Source organism: Actinokineospora cianjurensis (assembly GCF_003663795.1).
Taxonomy (GTDB): Bacteria; Actinomycetota; Actinomycetes; order Mycobacteriales; family Pseudonocardiaceae; genus Actinokineospora; species Actinokineospora terrae.
This window is the reverse complement of the sequence record NZ_RCDD01000001.1, coordinates 1-25,135: the sequence shown is the minus strand read 5'-3', so window position 1 is coordinate 25,135 and position 25,135 is coordinate 1. Positions and strand designations below refer to the sequence as shown.

Annotated in this window: 20 protein-coding genes and 1 tRNA gene; 11 read left to right on the top strand and 10 right to left on the bottom strand. The window is 70.5% G+C overall.

The window, feature by feature from the left end; translation table 11 throughout:
* Positions 1 to 374: 374 nt before the first annotated feature.
* The gene (locus CLV68_RS00105; protein WP_121388623.1) at positions 375 to 899 is read right to left on the bottom strand and encodes a hypothetical protein; all 525 of its coding nucleotides are present in this window, start codon (positions 897 to 899) and stop codon (positions 375 to 377) included.
* A 243-nt stretch (positions 900 to 1,142) separates the two neighbouring features.
* On the opposite strand from CLV68_RS00105, the gene CLV68_RS00100 reads away from it, so the two are divergent.
* Complete coding sequence (locus CLV68_RS00100) at positions 1,143 to 2,921, top strand: ABC-F family ATP-binding cassette domain-containing protein (RefSeq protein ID WP_121388622.1); 1,779 nt, start codon at positions 1,143 to 1,145, stop codon at positions 2,919 to 2,921.
* 21 nt (positions 2,922 to 2,942) lie between these two features.
* Positions 2,943 to 4,607, top strand: a complete 1,665-nt coding sequence (locus tag CLV68_RS00095) for a fatty acyl-AMP ligase (RefSeq protein ID WP_121388621.1) — start codon at positions 2,943 to 2,945, stop codon at positions 4,605 to 4,607.
* Between the two features lie 510 nt (positions 4,608 to 5,117).
* Here CLV68_RS00095 and CLV68_RS34440 read toward each other — a convergent pair.
* The 7 genes from CLV68_RS34440 to CLV68_RS00060 all read right to left on the bottom strand — a co-directional run bounded on the left by CLV68_RS34440 (position 5,118) and on the right by CLV68_RS00060 (position 11,632).
* A complete protein-coding gene (locus CLV68_RS34440) occupies positions 5,118 to 5,648 on the bottom strand; it encodes a DivIVA domain-containing protein (RefSeq protein ID WP_092779754.1) in 531 nt (176 codons plus the stop codon).
* A gap of 12 nt (positions 5,649 to 5,660) precedes the next feature.
* Positions 5,661 to 6,239 carry an aminoacyl-tRNA hydrolase gene (gene pth, locus CLV68_RS00085; RefSeq protein WP_121388620.1) on the bottom strand — a complete coding sequence of 193 codons (579 nt, stop codon included), beginning with the start codon at positions 6,237 to 6,239 and terminating at the stop codon, positions 5,661 to 5,663.
* An 85-nt stretch (positions 6,240 to 6,324) separates the two neighbouring features.
* On the bottom strand, positions 6,325 to 6,948 hold the full coding sequence (locus CLV68_RS00080) for a 50S ribosomal protein L25/general stress protein Ctc (protein ID WP_121388619.1): 624 nt from the start codon (positions 6,946 to 6,948) through the stop codon (positions 6,325 to 6,327).
* A 229-nt stretch (positions 6,949 to 7,177) separates the two neighbouring features.
* Positions 7,178 to 8,158, bottom strand: a complete 981-nt coding sequence (locus CLV68_RS00075; RefSeq protein WP_092779760.1) for a ribose-phosphate diphosphokinase — start codon at positions 8,156 to 8,158, stop codon at positions 7,178 to 7,180.
* Positions 8,155 to 9,639: a bifunctional UDP-N-acetylglucosamine diphosphorylase/glucosamine-1-phosphate N-acetyltransferase GlmU gene (glmU, locus tag CLV68_RS00070; protein WP_121388618.1), complete on the bottom strand. Its 1,485-nt coding sequence runs from the start codon at positions 9,637 to 9,639 to the stop codon at positions 8,155 to 8,157. The genes CLV68_RS00075 and glmU overlap by 4 nt, the downstream gene beginning before the upstream one ends.
* An 85-nt stretch (positions 9,640 to 9,724) precedes the next feature.
* Complete coding sequence (locus tag CLV68_RS00065) at positions 9,725 to 11,482, bottom strand: GGDEF domain-containing protein (protein ID WP_121388617.1); 1,758 nt, start codon at positions 11,480 to 11,482, stop codon at positions 9,725 to 9,727.
* A 79-nt stretch (positions 11,483 to 11,561) separates the two neighbouring features.
* Positions 11,562 to 11,632, bottom strand: a tRNA-Gln gene (locus tag CLV68_RS00060).
* Positions 11,633 to 11,950: 318 nt separating this feature from the next.
* Between CLV68_RS00060 and CLV68_RS00055 the strand changes: the two genes are divergently transcribed.
* Together CLV68_RS00055 and CLV68_RS00050 are read left to right on the top strand one after the other, a co-directional pair.
* On the top strand, positions 11,951 to 12,901 hold the full coding sequence (locus CLV68_RS00055; RefSeq protein WP_121388616.1) for an acyl-CoA desaturase: 951 nt from the start codon (positions 11,951 to 11,953) through the stop codon (positions 12,899 to 12,901).
* 92 nt (positions 12,902 to 12,993) lie between these two features.
* A complete protein-coding gene (locus CLV68_RS00050) occupies positions 12,994 to 13,593 on the top strand; it encodes a TetR/AcrR family transcriptional regulator (RefSeq protein ID WP_121388615.1) in 600 nt (199 codons plus the stop codon).
* Positions 13,594 to 13,616: 23 nt separating this feature from the next.
* On the opposite strand, the gene CLV68_RS00045 is transcribed toward CLV68_RS00050, so the two are convergent.
* Entirely contained in the window at positions 13,617 to 14,765 is a 1,149-nt protein-coding gene (locus CLV68_RS00045; protein WP_121388614.1) for a PQQ-dependent sugar dehydrogenase, read from the bottom strand.
* Positions 14,766 to 14,831: 66 nt separating this feature from the next.
* Between CLV68_RS00045 and CLV68_RS00040 the strand changes: the two genes are divergently transcribed.
* Positions 14,832 to 15,596 (top strand): enoyl-CoA hydratase/isomerase family protein, encoded by a 765-nt coding sequence (locus CLV68_RS00040; protein WP_121388613.1) that lies wholly within the window; start codon positions 14,832 to 14,834, stop codon positions 15,594 to 15,596.
* Here CLV68_RS00040 and CLV68_RS00035 read toward each other — a convergent pair.
* Positions 15,570 to 16,166 carry an HD domain-containing protein gene (locus tag CLV68_RS00035; RefSeq protein ID WP_121388612.1) on the bottom strand — a complete coding sequence of 199 codons (597 nt, stop codon included), beginning with the start codon at positions 16,164 to 16,166 and terminating at the stop codon, positions 15,570 to 15,572. The genes CLV68_RS00040 and CLV68_RS00035 overlap by 27 nt on opposite strands.
* Positions 16,167 to 16,315: 149 nt before the next feature.
* Here CLV68_RS00035 and mfd point away from each other — a divergent pair, with 149 nt between their 5' ends.
* The 6 genes from mfd (at position 16,316) to CLV68_RS00005 (ending at position 24,809) form a co-directional block, all read left to right on the top strand.
* Complete coding sequence (mfd, locus tag CLV68_RS00030) at positions 16,316 to 19,900, top strand: transcription-repair coupling factor (protein WP_170224006.1); 3,585 nt, start codon at positions 16,316 to 16,318, stop codon at positions 19,898 to 19,900.
* Between the two features lie 575 nt (positions 19,901 to 20,475).
* Positions 20,476 to 20,790 carry a hypothetical protein gene (locus tag CLV68_RS00025; RefSeq protein WP_121388611.1) on the top strand — a complete coding sequence of 105 codons (315 nt, stop codon included), beginning with the start codon at positions 20,476 to 20,478 and terminating at the stop codon, positions 20,788 to 20,790.
* Positions 20,787 to 22,115 (top strand): PPE domain-containing protein, encoded by a 1,329-nt coding sequence (locus CLV68_RS00020; RefSeq protein WP_121388610.1) that lies wholly within the window; start codon positions 20,787 to 20,789, stop codon positions 22,113 to 22,115. Before CLV68_RS00025 ends, CLV68_RS00020 begins: the two co-directional genes overlap by 4 nt.
* Positions 22,112 to 22,855 carry an ESX secretion-associated protein EspG gene (locus CLV68_RS00015; protein WP_121388609.1) on the top strand — a complete coding sequence of 248 codons (744 nt, stop codon included), beginning with the start codon at positions 22,112 to 22,114 and terminating at the stop codon, positions 22,853 to 22,855. The genes CLV68_RS00020 and CLV68_RS00015 overlap by 4 nt, the downstream gene beginning before the upstream one ends.
* A 53-nt stretch (positions 22,856 to 22,908) precedes the next feature.
* Positions 22,909 to 23,901, top strand: a complete 993-nt coding sequence (locus CLV68_RS00010) for a SurA N-terminal domain-containing protein (RefSeq protein WP_170224005.1) — start codon at positions 22,909 to 22,911, stop codon at positions 23,899 to 23,901.
* Positions 23,898 to 24,809, top strand: a complete 912-nt coding sequence (locus CLV68_RS00005) for a nucleoside triphosphate pyrophosphohydrolase (protein WP_121388607.1) — start codon at positions 23,898 to 23,900, stop codon at positions 24,807 to 24,809. Before CLV68_RS00010 ends, CLV68_RS00005 begins: the two co-directional genes overlap by 4 nt.
* The last annotated feature ends 326 nt before the right edge of the window (positions 24,810 to 25,135 follow it).

The window sequence follows — 25,135 nt, the reverse complement described above, 5'->3', positions numbered from 1 at the left end:
CGGCTACAGGGGATGTCAACCTGCCAGCCCAAGACCGCTGCTGGGAGATGCGCTCGCCAAGCCGGGAACCGCTCCAGGTACGCAACCCTGCCAGCCCGGGACCGCTGCTGCGAGGCCCGCCCGCCAAGCCGGGAACCGCTCCAGGTACGCAACCCTGCCAGCCCGGGACCGCTGCTGCGAGGCCCGCCCGCCAAGCCGGGAACCGCTCCAGGTACGCAACCCTGCCAGCCCGGGACCGCTGCTGCGAGGCCCGCCCGCCAGGCCGAGAACCGCTCCAGCGACGTCACCCGGCCAAGCCGGGGACGGCTCCGAGGACGCACACCTGCCAAGCCGGGAACGATGCCGGGCGGGGACGTGGGGGCGGGTGGCGGGAACTAATAGCTCCAGTGCCAGCCGGTGACGTTGTTGGGGAGGTTGTGGGGTTTGTAGGTCAGGGTGCCGTGGACGCTGGCGGAGTCGATGAGGACCACGCCGTAGTAGCCGGAGTCGGAGAGGTAGAAGTCGTCCGGGAGGTAGCGGTGTTCGGGGAGGCAAGAGGTCACGATGCCCTTGCCGGTCTGCTTGCCGTCGGCGTCCTCGGTGGCGAAGTCGCCCGCGCTCATCCACCAGCCGGAGTCGGGCTGGTACTGCTCGCTGGTCTTCAGCACGATGGTGGCGGCGAGGTAGTGGCCGTTGTTGGGCGGCAGGCTGCCCGGCTCGGTGCAGTCGACGGCCACGACGCTGTCCAGCCAGAGGGTGGCCAGGGTGGGGCTACCGCTCGAGCGGATCGCGATCTGGCCACCCAGGCGGGCGGCCGTGGTCCCCCCGGACGAGTCGGACCCGCTCGAACAGGCGGCGAGCAGCAGACCCGCGGTCACCGCGACGACCGGGAACCGCGCCCACCGGCGCACGTACGACATTTGACCTCCAGACGAACTCCTATGTCGTAACTAGTCGAATTTTGTTACCACGTCAAAAGAATCACACGGAGCGTGTCCGAACGGTTGCGCACAAACAGAACCGCTCACCTTGGGTCGCCGTCCGAATGCGCTCGATATTCGGTAAAACTGGGAAAGTGACGGCCCGCACCCGGTCGGCCACCGGCCACGGTCGATACGCTTGCCCCCGGTGTGTCCGGCGGACGGCGGGGAGTGCGGGGCTAGATGACCAACCTGGTCAACCTGGAGAACGTCAGCAAGAGCTTCGGTGTGCGGCCGCTGCTGGACGGAGTTTCCCTCGGCGTAGGGCGCGGTGACCGCATCGGCGTCGTTGGGCTCAACGGCGGCGGTAAGACCACCCTGCTCGAGGTGTTGGCAGGCATAGAGCCCGCTGACGAGGGCAGGGTGTCGCGGGTGCGCGACCTGCGGATGGCGGTGGTGACGCAGCGCACCGAGTTGGCGCCGGGGTCCACTGTGCGCAACGCCGTGCTGGATCCACTCGGGATCACCGAGGACCACCAGTGGGCGGCCGACCCCAGGGCGCGGTCGATCCTCACCGGCCTGGAGATCACCACGCTCGGCCTGGACAGCCCGGTCGACACCATGTCCGGCGGTGAGCGGCGCCGGGTCGCGCTGGCCGCCGCGCTGGTGCGCGAGCTGGACCTGGTCGTGCTCGACGAGCCGACCAACCACCTCGACGTCGAGGGCGTGCAGTGGCTGGCCGACCACCTGATCTCCCGGGGCACCGCGCTGGTGGTCGTCACCCACGACCGCTGGTTCCTCGACACCGTCTGCGGCCGCACCTGGGAGGTCGTCGGCGGGCAGGTCGAGCAGTACGAGGGCGGGTACGCCGACTGGATCTACGCCAGGGCCGAGCGCGCCAGGCTGGCCGACACGCTGGAGGAGAAGCGGCGCAACCTGGCCCGCAAGGAGCTGGCCTGGCTGCGCCGCGGCGCCCCGGCCCGCACCTCGAAGCCGCGCTACCGGATCGACGCGGCCGAGGCGCTGATCGCCGACGTCCCGCCGCCGCGCGACAACGTGGAGCTGCTCGCGTTCGCCAAGCGGCGCCTGGGGCGGACCGTGGTCGAGCTCGAGGACGTGTCGATCAGCGCGGGGGACAAGCCGATCCTCGACCGCGAGACCTGGCGCATCGGGCCCGGTGACCGTGTCGGGCTCGTGGGCGTCAACGGCTCAGGTAAGACCACCGTGCTCCGGTTGCTGGCGGGCGACAGCGAGCCTCAAGCCGGTAAGCGGATCCAGGGGCAGACAGTCCGTTTGGCCCACCTGACGCAGGAGCTGCACGAGCTACCGCCGCAGCTACGGGTCCTAGAGGCGGTCGAGGAGATCGCGCGCCGCGTGACGCTCGGCAAGCAGGACCTGTCGGCGTCGCAGCTGGCGGAGCGGTTCGGGTTCCCGGCGAACAAGCAGTGGACCCCGATCGGCGACCTGTCCGGCGGCGAGCGGCGCAGGCTCCAGCTGGCCAGGCTGCTGATGGCCGAGCCGAATGTGCTGCTGCTCGACGAGCCGACCAACGACCTCGACATCGACACCCTCCAGCAGTTGGAGGACCTGCTCGACTCGTGGCCGGGCACCATCGTCGTGGTCTCGCACGACCGGTACCTGGTGGAACGCGTCTGCGACCGGGTCGTCGCCCTCTTCGGCGACGGCAAGGTGACCCACCTGGTCGGCGGCATCGAGGAGTACCTGACCAGGCGCGCCGCCGCCCTGGCCACCCCCTCGCCCGCCAAGCCCCAGCCCGCGGCCGCCGCCACCGCGGTCAAGGTCAACGCGGCCGACCGGCGCGCGGCGCAGAAGGAGCTGGCCAGGCTGGAGCGGCAGGTCGAGACCCTGGCGAAGAAGGAGGCCACGCTGCACGCGGCCCTCGCCGAGGCCGCCACCGACGCCGCCAAGCTGCTCGAACTCGACGCGGAGCTGCGGTCGGTCGTCGCGACGAAGGACGAACTGGAGCAGCGGTGGCTCGAACTGGCCGATACCGCGGAGTAACACTGATCTAGGCTTGGCGGCATGAGCCGGTTCGTCGACATGCTGCTGGACACCGCGCGCACCAGGGGTGAGCGGAAGGGCATCACCACCGGGGAGCCCAAGGAGCCCGTCCGCCACACCTGGGGACAGGTGCACGAGCGCGCGCTGCGGATGGCGGGCGCCTTGGCCGCCGGGGGGCTCGGCAGGCACGGCGCGGTGGCGGTGCTGGCCGCCGAGCCGGTCGCCATCGCCCCCGCGGTGCAGGCCGTGTGGCTCGCGGGCGGCAGCGTGACCATGCTGCACCAGCCGACCGCGCGCACCGACCTGGCCGAGTGGGCGCACGACACCGTGCGCGTGCTGAACATGATCGACTCCAAGCTCGTCCTGCTCGGTGCCCCGTTCGACCAGTTGGCCCCGCTGCTCGACGAGCACGGCATCGGCTACCTGCGGCTGGCCGACCTCGACAGCGGCGCCCCGCTCGCCGACGTGGTCGAGGTCGGCGAGGACGCGCCCGCGCTGCTGCAGCTCACCAGCGGCTCGACCGCCGACCCGAAGGCCGTGCGGATCACCCACGGCAACCTGTTCTCCAACCTGACCGCCATGGTCGACACCGCCGAGATCGACACCGAGGCCGACGTCATGGTGTCCTGGCTGCCGCTGTTCCACGACATGGGCATGGTCGGCTTCCTGACCGTCCCGATGACCGCGGGCATCGAACTGGTCAAGGTCACCCCGGTCGAGTTCCTCGGCGGCCCGCTCATCTGGGCCGACCTGATCTCCCGCTACGGCGGCACGATCACCGCCGCGCCCAACTTCGCCTACGCGCTGCTCGGCCGCCGACTGTCCGGAGTGGACGAAGAGGACAAGTACGACCTGTCGTCGCTGCGGTTGGCGCTCAACGGTGCCGAGCCGATCGACGAGAAGGCGGTGCTGGCGTTCACCGGTGAGGGCGCCCGGTTCGGCTTGCGCGCGGAGTGCGTGTTCCCGGCGTACGGGATGGCCGAGGCGACGCTGGCGGTGTCGTTCGCGCCGCTGTTCACCGGGCTGACCCTCGACCACGTCGACGCGGAGAAGCTGGAGTCCGACAACCTCGCGGTACCGGCCGGTGTGGACTCCGGGCGCGCGTTCGCGGTGCTGGGCAAGCCCTTGCGGGGCATCGAGGCGCAGATCGTGTCGCCGGAGGGCGCGGTGCTCGGCTCGCGCCAGGTCGGCGAGATCCGCCTGCGCGGCGAGGCCGTGACGCCCGGGTACCTGACCGTCGACGGTCCTGTCGCGACACAGGACGCCGAGGGGTGGCTCGCCACCGGGGACATCGGGTACCTGGTGGACGGGCAGATCGTCATCTGCGGACGCCGCAAGGACGTGATCATCCTCGGCGGGCGCAACATCTACCCGACCGACATCGAGCGCGCGGCGTCCACTGTGGAGGGTGTGCGAGCTGGGAACGCGGTCGCCGTGCGGATCGACGCCGGGTCCCGGCGGGAGCGGTTCGCGGTGGTCGTCGAGTCGCGACTGGCCGAGGACGACACTGCCGCGAAGGTGTTGCGCAAGGACGTCGCGGCGCGGGTGTTCGAGGCCGTGAACGCCCGACCGGTGGCGGTGGTGGTCCTCAAGCCGGGATCACTGCCGAAGACCCCCTCGGGCAAGCTCCGCCGGGCCGCCGCGGGGGACCAGGTCGCGGCGACGATCAAGGCGTCCGAGGGCTGATCTGTCCACTGTGGACACTTAGCGGTGGTTTCCCGCCCCGTTCACCCGGGTTCTGAGCGACCTGGGTCGGCGGGGTGGCTCTTGTGCGGGCTCGACGCGCTGACCAGGGGTTTCTCGCACGGCCGGGTGGCGACATTCACCCGGTCCAGCGACAGAAGTTATCCACATGTGGATCTTCGGCGCCTTGTGTGAAGATCGTTTGTCGGGGGGTGCCGGTAGGCTGGGACCTGGGACGCCCCCCGGAGAGGGTGGGGGCTGGGGCCGGACTGGCGTGCGCGCGCGAGGCCGTCGTGGAGGGCCAGTGGGCGGGGCCGTTTCGGGCTGGTGTTGGGCGGGCGCTGGTTGGGCAATGGGTGGCACCGGGGGGCGTGGGTGGGTCACTTGGGGTGGGGGGCCGCCTGGGCGGGCTTGCGGGCTGATCCTGGTGCCGTTCTCGAAGCGCGAGCGTGTGCGGCTCATGGCCTGACCCGGAGCCTCCTGGGCCCTGGTCGCGGTTCAAACGCCGGGGGACTAGCGGCGGCGGAGTTCGGTGAGCCAGGCGGCTTTGATGGCGTCTACGGCGGCGGGGTGGTAGCCCTGGCCGGGGTAGGCGGAGAGGCCGAGGCGGAGGTTTTCGACCTGGTCGGCGCTGGGGCCCGCGCCGTGTTCGTTGGCGGCTCGGTCGAGGAGGTGGGCCAGGCGTTCGACGTCGGTGGGGTGGTAGCCGCGGGTGCCGGGGGGTGCGGGTGGCAGGGGGAGGTACGGGGCCTCGGAGTTGGCCGGGATGACCTTGAGGGCGTCCTCGGCCGCGCGGGACTCCAGTTCGACGGCGACCGAGTCGAGGAACTCGTCCACCTGGTCCTCGTTGTAGCCGCGCTTGACCAGCGGGGCGGCGTCGAACTCGGCCTCGCGGACCTCGGCGACGGTCAGCTTGCCGCGGCCCTCCAGGGCGGCCTCGACCTTGTCCAGGAACGCGTCGACCTGGTCCTCGTGGTAGCCGCGTTTGCCGAAGGGGGCCTTGTCGAAGGTCACCGCGCGCACGGCGTCGGGGGTGAGGGACAACGGGGGCCTCCTTCAGTTCGCGTGGTAGGTGTTCTGCGCGGCCTCGATGCCCTGCGAGACCAGCGCGGCCACCGCGTCGGCGCAGGTGTCCACCTCGAACGCCAACTCCTTGCGCTCGGTGGCCGAGAAGTCCCGGAGCACGAAGTCAGCCGGGTCCATCCGGCCGGGTGGGCGGCCGATGCCGAAGCGGACCCGATAGTAGTCCTTGCTGCCCAGCGACTTGGTGATCGACCGCAGTCCGTTGTGGCCGTTCTCGCCGCCGCCCAGTTTCAACCGGATGGTGCCGAACGGCAGGTCGAGTTCGTCGTGCACCACCGCGAGCCGGTCGGCGCCCGCCTTGAAGAACCGGGTGGCGCCCGCGACCGGACCGCCTGCCAGGTTCATGAACGAGCGCGGCTTCACCAGCACGACCCGCTGGTCGCCCAGCCTGCCCTCCACCACCTCGGCGCCCGCCTTGTGCGCCTTGAACCGGCCGCCGAGCCTGCTGGCCAGTTCGTCGGCGACCAGGAACCCGATGTTGTGCCGGTTGCCCTCGTACCTCGGCCCGGGGTTGCCGAGCCCGACCACCACCCAGGGCGCGTCGTCAGCCATGTCATCCCTCCAGCACCTGGCCTGCCTACAGCACGGTGCCCCGGACCCTGAACGAGGGACCGGGGCACCGGGGAAGCGTAAGGGATCAGCTGTCCGAGGAGTCCGACTTCGGGTCCTCGACCACGCCTGCGCCCTCGGTGTCCAGCTCGGCCTCGAGCTGGGCGGCGGTCGGCGCCGGGTTGACCGCGAGGACCAGGGCCTCCGGGTCGGTCACCAGCACGGCGCCCGAGGGCAGCTCGACCTGGGACGCGGTGATCTGGGTGCTCGCCGCCACGCCCTGGATGCTGAGCTCGACCTGCTCGGGGATGTGCAGCGCCTCGACCTCGATCAGCAGGGAGGTGAGGTCCTGGGTGACCAGGGTGCCGGGCACCGCGTCGCCGGTGACGACGATCGGGATCTCGACGGTGACCTTCTCGCCGCGCTGGACCAGCAGCAGGTCGACGTGCTCGATGTAGTTCTTCAGCGGGTGGGTGGTGACCGTCTTGGTCAGCGCCAGCTCGGTGGCCGAGCCGATGTTGAGGGTCAGCACCGCGTTCTGGCCGTGCTCGCGCACGACGCGGGCGAACTCCAGGCCGGGCAGGGCCAGGTGCTTGGGGTCGGAACCGTGTCCGTAGAGCACGGCGGGGATCTTGCCCGCGCGGCGGGTGCGGCGCGCGGCGCCCTTGCCGAACTCGGTGCGCTGTTCGGCGGCCAGACGTACCTCGGACACGGTGGTGCTCTCCTTGCGATCAGCAGTGCGGCGGGGGCGCGACTTCACAGTCGGGGCGGGTGGCCTGCGGCAAGGGGCACGGGAGGCAGTGAGACGCCACGGTTCGAAGAACCGAACCGCCACGTCGATCACGCCAGGCGCGATGCCCGCCTCGCCGAGGCAACTCGAATAGTTTACGCACGCGTCACCGGTGGGGCGCACCCGGGGGTCGCCCCACCGTGCGGTGCGCTCAGGCGTCGCCGTCGAACAGCGAGGTGACCGACCCGTCCTCGAACACCTGCTGGATGGCGCGGGCCAGCAGCGGGGCGATCGACAGGACGGTCATGCCGGGGTAGCGCTTGTCGTCGGGGATGGGCAGCGTGTTGGTGAAGATGACCTCCCGCGCGCCGCTGCCCTGCAGCCGCTCGCGGGCCGGGCCGGAGAGCACGCCGTGGGTGGCGGCCATGACCACGTCGGAGGCGCCCTCGTCGAGCAGTTGGCGGACCGCCTTGGCGATCGTGCCGCCGGTGTCGACCATGTCGTCGATGACGACGCACAGCTTGTCCTCGACCTCGCCGACCACCCGGTTGGCGACGACCTCGTTCGGCCGCAGCGGGTCGCGGGTCTTGTGGATGAAGGCGATCGGCACGCCGCCGAGGTCGTCGGCCCACTTCTCGGCCAGCTTGGTGCGGCCCGCGTCCGGGGAGACCACCACGATGTTGTCGGTGGGGTAGTTGTCCTTGATGTAGCGGGCCAGCGTGTTCTGCGCGAACAGGTGGTCCACGGGGCCGTCGAAGAAGCCCTGGATCTGCGCGGTGTGCAGGTCGACGGTCATGATCCGGTCGGCGCCAGCGACCTTGAACAGGTCGGCGATCAGGCGCGCGGAGATCGGCTCGCGGCCCTTGTGCTTCTTGTCCTGCCGCGCGTACGGGTAGAACGGCATGATCACGGTGATCCGCTTGGCGCTGGCCCGCTTGAGCGCGTCGACCATGAGCAGCTGCTCCATGATCCACTGGTTGATCGGCGCGGTGGCGCTCTGCATCACGAACGCGTCACAGCCGCGGACCGACTCCTCGAACCGGACGAAGATCTCGCCGTTGGCGAAGTCGTAGGCCGACTGCGGGGTGATGCTGACGTTGAGGTGCTTGGCGACCTCCTCCGCCAGCTCCGGGTGCGCCCGGCCGGAGAACAACATCAGGTTCTTCTTGGGGGTACCGACCTTGAAGCTCATCCGTTGTCCTCGCTGGTTCCGTCGGCGGGGAGTGCCCGTTGCGCCGCGTCCGCGGCAGCCGTGCCCGGGCGGCGGCGCACCACCCAGTTCTCGATGTTGCGCTGGGGGGTCCCCGAGACCGCGAGCGCGCCGGGCGGCACGTCGCGGCGCAGGACCGTCCCGGCGCCGCTGTACGCACCGTCACCGATGGTGACGGGTGCTACGTACATGTTGTCCGACCCCATGCGCACGTGGGAGCCGACAACTGTGTGGTGCTTGTTCACCCCGTCGTAGTTGACGAACACGCTAGCCGCACCGATGTTGCTGTGGTCACCGATCGTGGCGTCACCCACATAGCTGAGGTGCGGGACCTTCGACCCCACCCCGATGTCGGCGTTCTTGGTCTCGACGAAGGTGCCGATCTTGCCCCTGGCGCCGAGCTTCGTGCCCGGCCGCAGGTAGGCGAAGGGCCCGACGCTCGCGCCGTCGCCGATCAGGGCCGACGTGCCGTGCGTGCGGACGACCTCCGCGCCGTCGCCGACGACCACGTCGGTCAGCGTCGTGTCCGGCCCGACCAGGGCACCGGCACCGACGGTGGTGGCGCCGCGCAGCTGCGTGTTCGGCTCGATCCGCGCGTCGCGACCCAGCGTGACGCCCAGTTCGATCCAGGTGGTGGCCGGGTCGACGACGGTCACGCCCGCCCGCATCCAGGTCTCCACGGTGCGCCGGTTGAGCTCCGCGCCCAGCTTGGCCAGCTGCACCCGGTCGTTGACCCCCTCGACCAGCCACGGGTCCGCGCACACCAGCGCGCCAACGCGGCGGCCGTCGGCGCGGGCGGTGCCCAGCACGTCGGTCAGGTACAGCTCGCCCTGGGAGTTGTCGGTCTTGAGCCGGGCCAGCCCGTCGACGAGGACGGCCGCGTCGAAGGCGTAGACCCCGGAGTTGACCTCGTCGATCGCGTGCTGGGCCTCGGTGGCGTCCTTGTGCTCGACGATCCGCTCGACGGTGCCGTCGTCGGCCCGCACGATCCGGCCGTACCCGGTGGGGTCCGGTACCCGCGCGGTCAGCACGGTCACCGCGTTGCCCTGCTCGGCGTGCTCGGCCAGCAGCGCGGTGAGCGTCGCGGTGTCCAGCAGCGGCACGTCGCCGTAGGTGACCACGACGGTGCCGGTGACCGTGCCGAGCGGCGCCAGCCCGCAGGCGACCGCGTGTCCGGTGCCGTCCTGGGTCTCCTGCACCGCGGTGGTCACCTCCCGGCCGAGTGCGTCGGCGACACCGCTCAGGTGCGCGCCGACGGCGGTCCTGCCGTGCCCGAGCACCACGACCAGGTGGTCCGGTTCCAGGCCGGCGGCCGCCCGCACGGCGTGCTCGACCAGCGGCCTGCCCGCGACCGGGTGCAGCACCTTCGGGGTGGCCGACCGCATCCGGGTGCCTTCCCCCGCGGCCAGGATGACGGAGGTGACCTGACCCAGGCGTGCACGATCGGGGGAGGGTGTAGACATCGCGCTCCCTAGCATTGGCGAAACGAGGCGGAAGGGGTCCGCCGTCGGCGGGGTATCGCGCGCGACGGGCGACCGGTGCCAAATCCTACGTGGTCTCCGGGAGGACCCACGCCGGGTCCAGCCGCTCGCCGTCGACGCGGTCGGTGTCCGGCTTCCCGTCCTCCGCCGTGCCGTCGCCCTCGCCCGCGTGGATGGCGACGATGTCGTTGCCGCCGCCCCGCTTGGCCTGGTACATCGCGGCGTCGGCCCGGGCGAGCGCGCGGACGGCGGTCTCCTGTGGACGCAAGGACACCACGCCGATGGACAGCGTAACCCCGTGCGACAGGTCCGGCGGTAGACCGGCGACCGCCGTCAACGCCCTGCGCAAAGCTGCCTCGGCGGCGGTAAGAGGCGCACCCGGCAGCAATACGATGAACTCGTCACCGCCGTAACGGGCCACCATGTCGCTGCCGCGCAAGGCATCGCGCAGTGTGCTCGCGACGACACGCAACACGTCGTCGCCCTCCGCGTGCGACATGCGGTCGTTGACGCCCTTGAAGCCGTCGAGGTCGACCAGCGCCACCGCCAGCGGGTGGTTCGCCGGTGAGCCCGCGAGGGTCTCCAGCCGTTCGTCCAACGCGCGCCGGTTGGGCAACCCGGTCAGCGGGTCCTGCAATGCCTGCCGGGCGATCGCGCCGTGCATGCGCGACAACCGCTCGTGTTCGCGCCGCGTGTTCAGGGTCGCGATCCGCGACTCGCGCATGTCCCAGAGCTGGGCTTCCAACTCGGTCGCGTAGTGCTCCAGCGCGCCCGTAGTGCGCTCGCCGCCCTCAGGGCCGGAAAGCCGCGCGTACTCGCGGATCAGGCACAGGCGCAGCGTCGGTTCGGCCGCCTCGTGGTACATCCGCGACCGCGCCTCGCCGAGCACGTCCACCGACTCGTCCTCGCGGCCCTCGTGCTCCAGGCAGCGGGCGAGCGCGACCGCGACGATGACCAGCTCGCGCGGGTACCGCATCGACGCCGACAGCCGCTGCAACCGGTTGATGTGCGCGCCGGAGGGCTGGGCCAGCGCGAGCGCCGCGCCGATGATCGGGTTCTGGTCCGCGGCGGACAGGTTCTGGTCGCGCGGGAACAGCGACTCGCGGAACGGGGCCTCCACCGCGACCGCGATCGCCGCCGCCGTGGCGAAGCGCTCCGCGGCCCGCTCGTCCTCGCCGATGCGCTCCAGCCGCAGCCCCCAGCCGACCAGCAACCGGGCCCGGTTGATCAGGTGCACCGAGATCAGGTGCGGTCCCGCGCTGGCCCGGATGCACTTGTTGGCCCTGGCCATCACCTGGTCGGCGACCTCGTAGACGCCGAGTTGGGTGAGCACGGTGCCGATGTCCATCAGCGTGGCCGCCATGATCATGTCCCAGTTGCGGCCGCCGAGCAGCACGTCCGGGGTCATGTCCTCGTCCAGCATGGCCAGCGCGACCGCGGCCTCGGTCAGCGCGGCGTCCTCGGCGCCCGCCAGCAGCAACCGGCGACCGCGCAGCGCGTGCGCGTCGGCCTGCAGCACCACAAGACCGTGCCTGCGGGTGTGCGCGAGCATCTCGTCGAGCAGCGGCTCAGCGGTGTCCGCGAGTTCGTTGTTGACCACCCGCACCGCGACCGCCGAGCGCAGCAGCTGGGCGACCATCCTGGGCTCACCGCGGTGTTGGGCCTCGGCGAGCAGCCGGTCGACCTCGTCGGTGTGCCGGATCCGCTCGGCGACCGGGCTCACCTGGATGACCGCGAGCAGCTCCCTGGCGCGCCCGACCAGCCAGGCGTCGGAGCGCTCCTCCAACGCGGGTAGGTCGCCAGGGTCCCGCTGCTCGTCGTCCACGTGCGGCGCGGCACCCCCTCGTACGCGTCTGCTGGTGCTGAGTCGGGGTGGTGCGGTGTCGTGACTCAGATGAGGCTTGCTCCGCCGCCAGGATTCGAACCTGAACCATTGGAACCAAAATCCAAGGTGCTGCCTTTACACCACGGCGGATCGCGAGCGGTGTTCGCTCACAGTGGGGAACATCGTGGCACGAGGGTACCCACCGGGGCAGCCCTACCCGGGCGATTGGCCCCCTCTCGCGTCCGTTCGGGTGTTAGCGGTGTCACAAGATCCGCGGCGGTGTCACCGAACGCGGCGGTATGGGTGCGCACCGTCGTTCACCTGGTCAGCGCCGTCGCCGGGGTCTCGGCACAGTGGTGGGGTGGCGCGCACCCCGGGCACTGGCGCGGTCGGTGGATCGTTCCTTACGCTGTCGTAGGTTACGGCGCCGTAGGTGAGCCTGGCCCTGGTTCGAGAGAGGGACATCCCATGACGAGCACGCTCGACGACGCGACGACGGAACAGTCGCCCAAGGGGCGCAAACCGATGTTCGAGGGACAGCGCACGCTGACCTCGCGGATCGCGGTCTACATCTTCATCCTGGGCCCGTTCGCCGCGCTGGTCGCCGCCGTCCCGCTCGCCTGGGGCTGGGGACTGAGCTGGGTCGACATCGCGCTGTCGGTGTTCTTCTTCTACTTCTCCGGCCTCGGCGTGACCGTCGGCTACCACCGGCTGTTCACCCACGGCTCGTTCAAGGCCAAGCGGCCGCTCAAGATCCTGCTCGCGGTGATGGGCAGCATGGCCGTGCAGAGCCCGCCGACCACCTGGGTCGCCGACCACCGCCGCCACCACGCGTTCTCCGACCGCGAGGGCGACCCGCACTCGCCGTGGCTGTTCGGCACCTCCCCGGCGGCGCTGGCCCGCGGTTTCTGGCACGCGCACATGGGCTGGATCTTCGACAACGACGTCACCAACAAGGAGCGGTTCGCCCCGGACCTGATGGCGGACAAGGACATCATCCGCGTCAGCACGCTGTTCCCGTGGTTGACCGTGGCCACCTTCGTGCTGCCCGCGATCCTCGGTGGACTGATCAGCTGGTCGTGGTGGGGCGCGCTGACCGCGTTCTTCTGGGCGGGCCTGGTGCGCGTCGCGATCCTGCACCACGTGACCTGGTCGACCAACTCGATCTGCCACATGATCGGCGAGCGGCCGTTCGCCAGCCGGGACAAGGCGGCCAACTTCTGGCCGCTGGCCATCCTCAGCTTCGGCGAGTCGTGGCACAACCTGCACCACGCCGACCCCACCTGCGCCCGCCACGGCGTGCAGCGCGGCCAGATCGACACCTCCGCCCGGCTGATCTGGATCTTCGAGAAGGCGGGCTGGGTCAGCGACGTCCGCTGGCCCACCGAGGCCCGACTGGCCAAGCTCAGCGTCAAGTGAGCCCGCGGGGCGGCGCCGGTCCTGCGGCCGGCGCCGCCCGTGACGCCTAGGCTGTCCCGGTGCCGAGAAAGATCGAGACCCCCCGCGTCCGCATGACCGGCAAGGAGCGCAGGCAGCAGCTGCTCGACGTCGCCAGGTCGCTGTTCGCGGAGAAGGGCTTCGACGGCACCTCGGTCGAGGAGATCGCCCACCGCGCGAGCGTCAGCAAACCCGTTGTCTACGAACACTTCGGCGGCAAAGAGGGCATCTACGCCGTGGTCGTCGACCGCGAGATGGAAACCCTGCTTGAGGGCATGACCACCGCGCTGTCGGAGGAAGAGCACCCGCGCGTCCTGCTCGAACGCGCCGCGCTGTCCCTCTTGGACTACGTCGAGAGCAGCACCGACGGCTTCCGGATCCTGGTCCGCGACTCCCCGGTCGCCACCACGACCGGCACCTTCTCCAGCCTGCTCAACGACATCGCCAGCCAGGTCGAGCACATCCTCGGCGTCCAGTTCCACCGCCGCGGCTACGAACCCAAGCTGGCCGCGCTCTATGCCCAGGCCCTCGTCGGCATGGTCGCCCTCACCGGCCAGTGGTGGCTGGAAGCCCGCAAGCCCAAGAAGGCCGACGTGGCCGCCCACCTGGTCAACCTCGCCTGGAACGGCCTGTCCAACCTGGACGGCAAACCCCGCCTGAGCGAACAGCCCTAGTCCGGTGACCCGTGCGGCTCCGGCTAGTTCGCCGGGGTCACCTTCAGGAGTTTGTCGTCGGTGCCGTTCGACGTGGTGATGTAGAGGGAGCCGTCGGGGGAGGTCCTGGCGGCGCGGAGGCGGCCGTGGCCCTGGAGTTCGGTGGGGATGGTGGTCGAGGTGACGTCGCCGCCGGGGTTGAGGGTGAGGAAGAGGGCCTTGGCGCCCTTGAGGGCGGTGATGACGAGGGTGCCGTCGAGGGAGCCCCACTGGGCGCCGGTGAGGAATGCGGCGGCGCAGATGGCCTCGGTTGTGCTGCCGGACTGCCACTTGGCGGGGATGGCGTCGGGGAAGCGGGTCAGGTCGGTCATCGGGACGCTCTCGTCGTAGCCGGGGACCGTGCCGCCCTGGGAGGGGTCCCAGCCGTAGTTGGCTCCTGGCTTCAAGAGGTTCACTTCGTCGTTCTTGTCCGGGCCGTGTTCGGCGACGAAGACCTGGCCGCCTGGCCGTACCGCCACGCCCTGCACATTGCGGTGCCCGTAGGTGTAGACCGGGGAGCCTGCGGTGGGGTTATCCGGCAGCGGTTGTCCTGTCTTGAGGTCGATGCGCAGGACCTTGCCGCCCAGTGAGCGGAGATCCTGAGACGCGTCGCCGCGGGCTGTGTCGCCCGTGCCGACCAGCAGGGCACCGTCGGATGCGATGGTGGGTCGACAGCCCGAGTGACGCCCGCTAGCGGCTAGAGGCAGCCCGGTGAGCAGTTCGCGAACCCGCGTGGCCATCAACTCGTCCTGGGTCAGCCGCCACGTCACCAGGCGGATGTCGACCGGCTCGCCGTTCTCCGTGTGCGTCTGGCAGGTGGTGAACTCGCGGCTCGTCGCGAAGTCCGGGTGCACGACCAGCCCCATCAGGCCGCCCTCACCGCGCACCTGCACCGTCTCCGTTGCCGCCTTGAGCCGGGTCACGGTGCCGCCGCCCGAGATGAGCGCGAACTCGCCGTTGCGCTGGGTCACGAGGATCTTGCCGTCGGGCAGGAAGCCGATGTCCCAGCCATGGCTCAGGCCGGTCGCGACCGTCTCCACCTTTAACCCCGGTGCGCCCGCGGGGGCCGGTCCAGCGGGCACCGAGGCCCCACTCGAACCGCACGCACTGAGTACCAACACGGCAGACAGGCCAACCAGGGGAGTACGGCGCATATGGGCAGAATGCCCCATCTAGCCAAACACTAACTACTAGAACTTTCCCACGGTTACCGTGACCGCGTGAGCGAGCACCTCATCCTGACCAGCGACGGCCCGGTCGCCACCCTCGTCATCGACCGGGCCGCGAAGAAGAACGCGATCAGCTACCGGATGTGGGCCGCCATCCCCGGTATCGCCGCCCGGGTCCGCGCCGACGACGACGTGCGGGTCCTGGTGATCACGGGCAGCGCGGACCTGTTCTCCGCGGGCGCCGACATCAGCGAGTTCACCACCCTGCGCAAGGACCCCGCTGGAGCGCGCCGCTACGCCGACGCGATCGAGGCCGCCACCAAGGCGCTGACCAGCCTCGCCAAGCCCACCATCGCCGCGATCAACGGCTTCTGCATCGGTGGTGGCTGCGAACTGGCTCTTGCGTGCGACCTGCGGGTCGCGGCTACCGACGCCCGGTTCGGGGTGACGCCGTCGAAGCTGGGCATCGTGTTCAACCTGCCGTCGACCAAGCAGCTCGTTGACGCTGTCGGGCCTGCCTGGGCCAAGCAGATCCTCTTCACCGGCGACATCATCGACGCCGACACCGCTCTGCGGATCGGGTTGGTCAACGAGCTGCACGCCGAGCCTGCCAAGCGTGCGGCTGAACTGGCCACCACCATGGCCTCGCGCTCCCAGGTGACGATCCGCGGTGCCAAGGACATCGTCAGGCGCATCGTCGACGGGCGCTACGAGGAGGACGAGGAAGTGCACTTCATGTACTCCGCGTCGGTGAACAGCCCTGACTACGCAGAGGGTGTCTCCGCGTTCCTAGAGAAGAGAGCTCCGCGCTTCTAGCTCCGAGCGCAGGTTCTTCCGCGCGACGGCCTCCCACCGCTCACGTGCCAGGGGAGTCCGGTAGAGGTTGGGCAGAGCCAACAGGTTCCGAAGCACGGCGGCTCTACCGACGCGGAAGGCTTCCTCTGGAACGTGGCGGTACTCCTCCCGGACTGCCGCCACGTAAGCGTCGTACCCGTCCGACGCCAAGATGGCCAGGTCCGCGTCGCACAGCACCTCACCGTTGCGGTCGCCGGGCGACGTCCGATGCCCCGCCGTAAGACGAACCAGGCGCGCCACTTCGGCTACCGCAGCCGCATCAAGACCTGCCGCAGGTAGCTCTGCCTCGGCCAGGAGTGCGCTCTGCTCCTCGTCGTCCGGGCTGCCCCGGTAGACGGCGTCGTGGTACCACGCGGCCAATCGCACCAGGTCAGGGTCGTCGGCGTGCTCCGCCAACAGGTCCACACCGGACAACACCGCCGCCAGGTGCGCCAGGTCGTGGTACCGCCGGTGCGGCTCCGACCACCGGTCCAGCAACGACCGCCCCACCGACTCGTCGAGCCCGAGCGAGACCCACCGCGCAAGCGCCATACCGGCACGCTAGCCGCCCGGATACGACGCGACGGCTGTCGGTGCCAAGCCGTAGTGTGGGAGGTGGACCCCCGGCCGGGCGCCAGCCCTGGGCCAGGCGCTCCCGCACGTCCGTGGACGCCCCAAGACGCCCAACCGCACCCCACGCCATGAAGGACACCCCGCTCGTGTCGAAGCTGCACGGCCTGCTGACCACCCTGCTCGCCGACCCCGCCGCCGTCGCCATCAGCGACGCGGTCGGTGCCCCCACCAAGGTCCTGTCCGGCCCGGTCGCCGCCAGGCCGCTGGTGGTGGCCGCGCTGGCCGCCAGGGCGCCGGTGCTGGCGATCACCGCGACCGGCCGCGAGTCCGACGACCTGGTCGCCGTGCTCGGTGACCTGCTCGGCCGGGACGCGGTGGCGGACTTCCCCAGCTGGGAGACCCTGCCGCACGAGCGCCTCTCGCCGCGCGCCGACACGGTGGGTGCCCGGCTGGCGGTGCTGCGCAGGCTCGCCCACCCAGAGGAGCACCCGGCCGGTCAGCTCAAGGTCGTGGTCGCCACGGTCCGCAGCCTGATCCAGCCGATGGCCCCCGGGCTGGGTGAACTGGCGCCGGTGCACCTGCGGACCGGTGTCGAGCAGGACTTCGACGCGGTGATCGCCCGGCTGGCCGACCTGGCCTACGCCAGGGTCGACATGGTCGAGAAGCGCGGCGAGTTCGCGGTGCGCGGCGGCATCGTCGACCTGTTCCCGCCGACCGCCGTGCACCCGGTCCGGGTCGAGTTCTGGGGCGACGAGGTCAGCGAGATCCGCCCGTTCGCCGTCGCCGACCAGCGGTCGCTGCCCGGTGAGGTCGCCGAGGTCACCGCGCCGCCGTGCCGGGAGTTGCTGCTCACCGAGGCCGTGCGGGCGCGCGCCGCCGCGTTGGCCGAGGCGCACCAGGCCGACGCGCACCTGCACGAGATGCTGACCAAGCTCGCCGAGGGCATCCCGTCGGAGGGCATGGAGGCGCTGATCCCGGCTCTGGTCGCGGGTCAGATGCAACTGCTCACCGATGTCGTCCCCGCGGGCACGCACGTCTTGCTCAACGACCCGGAGAAGATCCGCACCCGTGCGCACGACCTCGTCCGCACAGGCCAAGAGTTCCTAGAGGCGTCGTGGATGGCCGCGGCCGGTGGCGGTAAGGCTCCGATCGACCTGGGCGCCTCCGCTTACCGCGATCTCGGTGAGGTCGCCGCGCACGCGCGGGACAGCGACCACCCGTGGTGGACCCTCTCGCAGCTGACCACCCCCGACGAAGACTCGATCACCCTCGACGTGCGCCCGGTAGAGGGCTACCGCGGCGAGATCGAACGAGCCTTCGCCGACCTGCGCGCACATACGGCGACCGGTGGCGTGGCGGTGTTGGTCGTACCTGGCGCCGGTACGGCCAAGCGTGCGGTGGAGCAGTTGGCCGACGCCGATGTGTCGGCCGTGTTCGCCGAGGAAGGTCTGTCGGAGTCTCCGCGCGCCGGGCTGGTCACCGTCGTGTGCGGTGCCATCGAAGATGGGCTTATCGCGCCCGGTTCAAACCTGGTCCTGCTCACCGAAGCGGACCTGACCGGCGGAAGGCACGGCACGTCCACAAAGGACATGTCGGCCAAGATGCCGTCGCGGCGCCGCAACGCGGTGGACCCGTTGGCGCTCAAGCCGGGCGACTACGTCGTCCACGAACAGCACGGCATCGGCCGGTACGTGGAGATGGTGCAACGCACCGTCGCTGGCGCCACCCGCGAATACCTGGTGCTGGAGTACGGCAGCTCCAAGCGCGGCCAGCCGGGCGACCGGCTCTTCGTGCCGACCGACCAGCTCGACGAGATCTCCCGCTACGTCGGCGGCGAACTGCCCACGCTCAACAAGCTCGGCGGCTCCGACTGGAAGAACACCAAGGCCAAGGCCAAGAAGGCGGTCAAGCAGATCGCCGCGGAGCTGGTGCAGCTCTACGCCGCCCGCCAGGCAGCGCCCGGGCACGCGTTCGGCCCGGACACCCCGTGGCAGCGGGAACTGGAGGACGCGTTCCCGTTCACCGAGACCATCGACCAGCTCGCCGCCATCGACGAGGTCAAGGCCGACATGATGCGCGGCGTGCCGATGGACCGGGTCATCTGCGGCGACGTCGGCTACGGCAAGACCGAGATCGCGGTGCGCGCGGCGTTCAAGGCGGTGCAGGACGGCAAGCAGGTCGCGGTCCTGGTGCCGACGACGCTGTTGGCCCAGCAGCACCTCAACACCTTCGCGGGCCGCATGCACTCCTTCCCGGTCACGGTCCGCGGCCTGTCGCGGTTCACGGACCCGCAGGAGTCAGAGCGCACCGTCGAAGGTCTCGCTGACGGCTCCGTCGACATCGTCATCGGCACGCACCGGCTGCTGCAGACCGGCCTGCGGTACAAGGACCTCGGCCTGGTGATCGTCGACGAGGAGCAGCGCTTCGGCGTCGAGCACAAGGAGCACATCAAGTCCCTTCGCACCCACGTCGACGTGCTGACCATGTCGGCCACGCCGATCCCGCGCACCCTGGAGATGTCGCTGGCGGGCATCCGCGAGATGTCGACCATCCTCACCCCGCCCGAGGACCGGCACCCGATCCTCACCTACGTCGGCGGCTACGACGACAAGCAGGTCGCCGCCGCCATCCGCCGCGAACTGCTGCGCGACGGCCAGGTGTTCTTCGTGCACAACCGGGTGTCCTCGATCGAGAAGGCCGCGCGCGCCCTGCGCGAGCTGATCCCCGAGGCCAGGGTGGTCACCGCGCACGGCCAGATGAACGAGGACCGGCTGGAGAAGATCATCCAGGGGTTCTGGGAACGCGAGCACGACGTGCTGGTGTGCACCACGATCGTGGAGACCGGGCTGGACATCTCCAACGCCAACACCCTGATCGTCGAGCGCGGCGACATGCTCGGCCTGGCCCAACTCCACCAGCTGCGCGGCCGGGTCGGCCGCGGCAGGGAACGCGGCTACGCCTACTTCCTGTACCCGCCGGAGTCGCCGCTCACCGAGCACGCGCACGACCGGCTCGCCACCATCGCGCAGAACACCGAGCTCGGCGCGGGCATGGCGGTGGCCATGAAGGACCTGGAGATCCGCGGCGCCGGCAACATCCTCGGCGCCGAGCAGTCCGGCCACATCGCGGGCGTCGGGTTCGACCTGTACGTCCGCCTGGTCGGCGAGGCGGTCGAGGCGTTCCGCAAGCACGCGGGCGCCCCGGGTGCCGAGGACGAGGACGAGTTGGCCGAGGTGCGGGTCGACCTCCCGGTCGACGCCCACATCCCGCACGACTACGTCCCCGGCGAGCGCCTGCGCCTGGAGGCGTACCGCAAACTGGCGGCCGCCCCGGACGAGGCCGCGCTCGACTCGGTCCGCGAGGAACTCGTCGACCGCTACGGCGAGCCACCGGCCCCGGTGGTGAACCTGCTGGCGGTGGCCGGGTTCCGCCAGCAGTGCCGTGCCCACGGGGTGACCGAGGCCATCGCCCAGGGCAACACGATCCGCTTCGCCCCACTACCACTGCGCGACTCCCAACTCGTCCGCCTCAAGCGCCTGCACCCCAAGGCCACCCACAAAGCGGTCACCAACACCATCACCGTCCCCCGACCGACCGAGGGCGGCGCAGGCGGCCGCATCGGCGCCCCCGTCCTACGCGACCGCGACCTCCTGGACTGGTGCGTCAAGTTCTTGGAGTCCTTGGAGGTCAAACCCGCGGTGGCGGGCGTGTGAGCCACCACGGCCCCCTGGATCGGTGGCGGACATCCCGATAGGGCGCAGGTCCGACTCCTCGCCCGTTCGATGAGCGCGCCAGACCCGGCAATGCGACCAACCGGCAATGCCACCAACGGGTCGGTGGTGAACGGTGGGCGCGCGACGTCGATTCCCGACCCCGATCGCGGAAGTCCGGATTGCCGGACTCTGCCGGGAATCGTTCACCGGCCTCATGCACTCGCGGGCCGCGTCTGCCACCGGAATGCGCCGACCACGCGGCCGGATGGCCTGCCGCGCGGAACGGTCTCGACCTCTCGTCAGGACGGCTTTCATCGGTGGGCGCCTTGGCGCGCTTGATAGGGCGCGACCGCGACCTCCTGGACTGGTGCGTCAAGTTCCTTGCCTCCCTTGAGGTCGTGCCCGCGGGGGCGGGCGTCGGGTCGTGAGGGGGCCGGTGTCGGTCGGGGGGACGGCCGGCGACTAAGCGGCGTCCAGGGTGTGGACGGTGCTGTGGTCGGTAACACAGGTCCCGCACGCGGCGACTCCCCTGGCGAGCGGCCTGGAAAGGGCGGCTGACCAGGGGAGGAACGGTCATGAGCGGCGAGTTCTCGATCAGTCCCGACGAGGCGCGCCGAGCTACCGCGCACTGCATGGCGCAGATCAACCGGTTGGACGCGCTCGTCGCGGGGGCGACGGTGCACGAGTACATCGACTACGGCGACTGCCAGTCGGGCCGGGAGATGGGCTTCAAGTTCGCCGACAAGGCCGCCGCGTACCACGGTTTCGACCACCGGGTGGCGCAGGTCCGGGCCGAGTTGTGGGACATGGCGGAGAAGTTCCGCGCGATCGCCGACGGCTACGCCGAGGCCGACCTCGACAGCCTGCGGTGGATCGGTGGCAGCCGGTGACCTTGGAGCCCGCCAGAGTTCCGCACTACGGCCAGTTCCCCGAGCACGGCCAGTTCGCCGGGTTCGACTCACCTCGACTGGCCGAGTTGGACAACTGGTGGGTGTGGGACCACCACAACCTCAAGCGCATGGTCCACCGGATCGACATCGGCAAGATCGACGCGGCCGCGCACGGGTGGCGCGACCTCGGCGCGAGGTTCGTCCAGTCCTTCGAGGACTTCAGCGACGACCTGTCGAAGATCGTGGGCGTCAGCTGGACCGGCGACGCCGCCGAGCGCGCTAGTGCCACCGTGAACCCTTACCGCGCGTGGGCCACAGACCTAAGCGACTCCATGCACGGCACAGCGGACAAACTCGCCGAGGTAGCCCAAGCGGTCCGCAACACCAAGGCACACCTACCTGAGCCCGTTGACTTCAACTGGCGACGCAACATGACGGCCGCTCTTACGGGTGCCGCGTTCGGCGGCGGCTACGGCCCTCTAGCGGCAGCAAGTGCAAGCGCCGCAGGCGTCTACGACATGCGTCAGCAGTTCAACGAACGCGAGGCCGCATTGGCCCGTGCGCGCCAGGTTATGGCCACGTACTTCACAAGCCCTTATGTCTACGTCGACAGCAGCGTGCCCGCGTTCCCACCACCACCGGGCACGCGCACGGGCAACACCCCGCAGTCCTCGTCCAGTGTTTACCAGGCCACGGCGTCCGACTCGCGTCCCCAGTGGACGTTTGTCGACCGGCGTCCCGTATTCGTACCAACGCATGTGACGCCATCAGGTCCACCCGACTACACCACCTCGTCGAGACATCCGGCCGAATACCTCCCGCCCGCGACGCACCACACGACGGTGTCATCGGGTGTTGTGCCATCACCCGTTGTCCCATCCGGCACTGTGCCGCCGAACGCCGTATCGCCCACCGTGTCCTCCGCGACACCAACCGTGCCAACGGTTCCGGCGTCGACCGTGCCGTTTTCGGCTGCGCTACCGATCACCGGCGGGGCTGTTTCCGCAGGTAGCCGCATGCGCGCCGGGGTCGGTTCGGGTCCGAACGCGACCGCGTGGACGGACTCGCGCGGCCCTCGCCCGTGGTCGGCGGCGGTGCCACCAGGGCAGTTCGGCCCTACCGGTGGGCCCGCGTCGGCGAAAGGGTCCGCTACGGCGCCCCGCCCCGGCTCGGCGGGCGCGCCGGGACCGACGGGTGCGCGCGGCTCCTCGACCGGGGATGAGGACACCGAGCACCGCAACCGGTACCTGACGGAGATCGACAAGGACGAGGTGTTCGGCGCAGGCATCCAGGCGGCGCCGCCCGTGATCGGGGAGCAGCAGTGACCCTGACGACCCAGCTCGGCTGGACGCTCACCCCCGAGGAGTTCGGCCACGTGTGGGACCGGCTCGGCATGGACGTCTTCCCGTACCCGCTGCAGGTGGCCCGCGCCGGCATCACCCAGCGCGAGCAGGCGGAGGTCAACGAGCGGGTGCGCGCCAGGCTGCGCACGGCGGGCATCCTCGGTCGCGGCGACCGGGTCGACCCCGAGCTCGACGCCAGCCTGCGGATGCTGCACGCCCCCGAGATCTCCGTCGACTCGGTGTGGATGGCCGAGGACGGCTCCGACTCCCCGCACCGGGTCCTGGCCGCCAGGGTCGGCAGGCGCGCGGCCATCGCCACCCAGGAACCGGGACCGAGCGAGCACGCGGGCGGCGACGTCCTCGTCCGCGACGTCGGGATCAGCGCCCTGGTCTCCGCTGTCGTCGCCGAACTGCCCGCGGACCGGGCGGGCAGGCTGCCCGGCGGCCACTGGCCCGCCGAACAGGCCGAGCAGGTGTCCGCGCTGACCGAGTTGCTGGCCGCGCGCAGGCTCCGGGCCGGGCAGCTCGGCGTGACCACGCACGGTGAGCGCGGACCGTCGCTGTTCTGGTTCGACGTCGCCGGGGACGGCCGCTACGCGCTGATGCGCACCGTGCGCGCCGACGGCCGCCCCTGGGTCGCCCTCGCCCCCGCCGACGCGGCCATGCTGCGCGAGCAGTTGGCGCACCTGCTGCGCGGCAGCGGCGCCGCTCACGGCGTGTAACACGGTCGGGTACTCGTCGCCGCGCCAGGGGTCCTGTGAGAGGCTTGGCCACTGTGACCACCGTCATCCGCCGCCGCAGCCCCTTCGTCGCGTCGCTCCTCGCGCTCGGACTGGTGCTCGGCGCCTGCGCGAGCGGGCCAAGCCAGGTGAACACCGCCGCGATCGTGGGCGGCAAGACCATCGGCGTCAACGAGGTCCAGGACCTGGTGGAGAAGGCCACGCAGGCCGAGCCCGCCGTGCGCGTGCTGGCCGACCAGCGCAAGCTCGCGCTGCTCTCCAGGGCGATCCTGCGCCAGCTCGTCCTGCACGAGCTGATCGAGGACTACTCGGCGAAGCAGCGGATCACCGTCGAGCCCGCCGCGGTCACCGAGCTCGCCGAGCAGATCACCGGCTCGTTCAAGGAGTTCCCCGCCGACGGCAGCGCCTCGCCGGAGGCCATCGTGCAGCAGGCGGTGAACCGCACCTTCCCCGCCGACTACCTGGCGCACGACTACCTGCTGCTGGCCCAGTTCGGCACCGCGCAGCTGGACAAGCTGTCGGTCACCTTCGACTTCACCCTGGTCGCCGCCGCCGGGCAGGGCCAGACCGGGTCGCTGCGCCAGCAGGCGCTGGACAAGGCCAAGGAGCTGTCCCAGGGCCTCGCCGAGGCCGCGAAGGTCATCGACGCCGACGTCGCCGCCGGTGCCCAGGCAGCCAAGGGCGAGACCCTGACCCCGGGCGCCGCACCGGACATCGCGGGCACGGTCATCTTCGGCGCCCCGGCCAACTCGGTCATCGCGTTCCAGCCCAACCCGGAGAACGCCAACTGGGTGGTCGCCGTCATCCTCAAGCGCACCCAGGACGGCAAGCCCACCGCCGAGGCCCAGAACGACCCCCGCGTCGCCACCTCGCTCGGCCGCAGGCTGTTGCAGACCACCGGCCAGGACCTCGGCATCACCATCAGCCCCCGCTACGGCGTGTGGGACATCGCCGACATGAACGTCGCGGGCAGCGAGTCCGAGACCCTCGGCGTGGTCATGCCGATCAAGAACACGCCCCAGCAGTGACACCGGGCACCGCCGTAGTGGTCCTGACCGCCACGACCCTGCCCGCGTCAGCACTACCCCTCCTCCGCGCCGCCACCCGCGTCTACGTCACAGGCGGCGTAGACCCGGCACTCGGTGACGGCCCGCTTCCCCCGGACGTGGCCGCTGAAGCCGCCACCCACCCGATCGTGGTGCTGACCGACGACCCCGACTACGCACTCCCGGGCGCCCCGGTCTACCGGACCAGCGGCGCGAGCCTGATCCTCGCGGCCCAGGTCATGGACACGCTCCGCTCCCCCGGCGGGTGCCCGTGGGACGCCGAGCAGACACACGAGTCGCTACGCCAGTACCTGATCGAGGAGTCGTACGAACTCCTCGACGCCATCGACGAGACCGACCGCACCGCACTGCGCGAAGAACTGGGCGACGTCCTCCTCCAAGTCCTCTTCCACGCCCGCATCGCCTCCGACGACCCCACAGACCCCTTCACCATCGACGACGTCGCCACGGCGTTGGTGGACAAGTTGGTCTCCCGTCACCCACACGTGTTCGCGGACGGCCCGGCGGTGTGGGACGCGGAGACCCAGCAGGGGCGCTGGGATGAGCTGAAGCAGCAGGAGAAGCAACGTTCGTCGAGCGTTGATGGGGTCGCCATGGGGCAGCCCGCGGTGGCGTTGGCGGCGAAACTGGTGCACCGGGCGGGGAAGGCCGGGTTTCCGGCTGACCTGGTGCCCGCGGGGGAGTCCGTGGGGTCGCAGCTCTTCGCGCTGGCGGCCCGGGCACGGTTGAGCGGGCTGGACCCGGAGCAGGAGTTGCGTGAAGTGGCTCGGGGATTCGCGGACCGGGTGCGGTCGGCAGAGAAGTCAGCTCGGGCGGCGGGGGCGGAACTCACGGCTGAGGGGTGGCGGGCGCACTGGCCTTTGGCTTGATCCTTTGGCTTGGGGCTTGGGGCTTGGGGCTTGGGGCTTGGTGATGGCTGATGGCTTGTGTTGGCTGATGGTGTGTGGCGTGGTGTTGGTGCTGCGGGCGTTGGTGTCGATTGGTGTTGTCCCCATGGGTGTGGGTTGTCCACAGCTGCGATTTTCAGTCTTCTTGGCTGATGGCGGCTCTCGGTAGGCTGTATATCGGGGGGTGCTTTGGGCGGTTTGATCTTGGGCTGAGGACTGTCCGGCTCTCGTTCTCGGCTGCGCCGTCGACGGTGAACGCCTCGCCTGCGGCATTGGCCTGTGCGCGATTCAAGCGACAAGCTCGATGG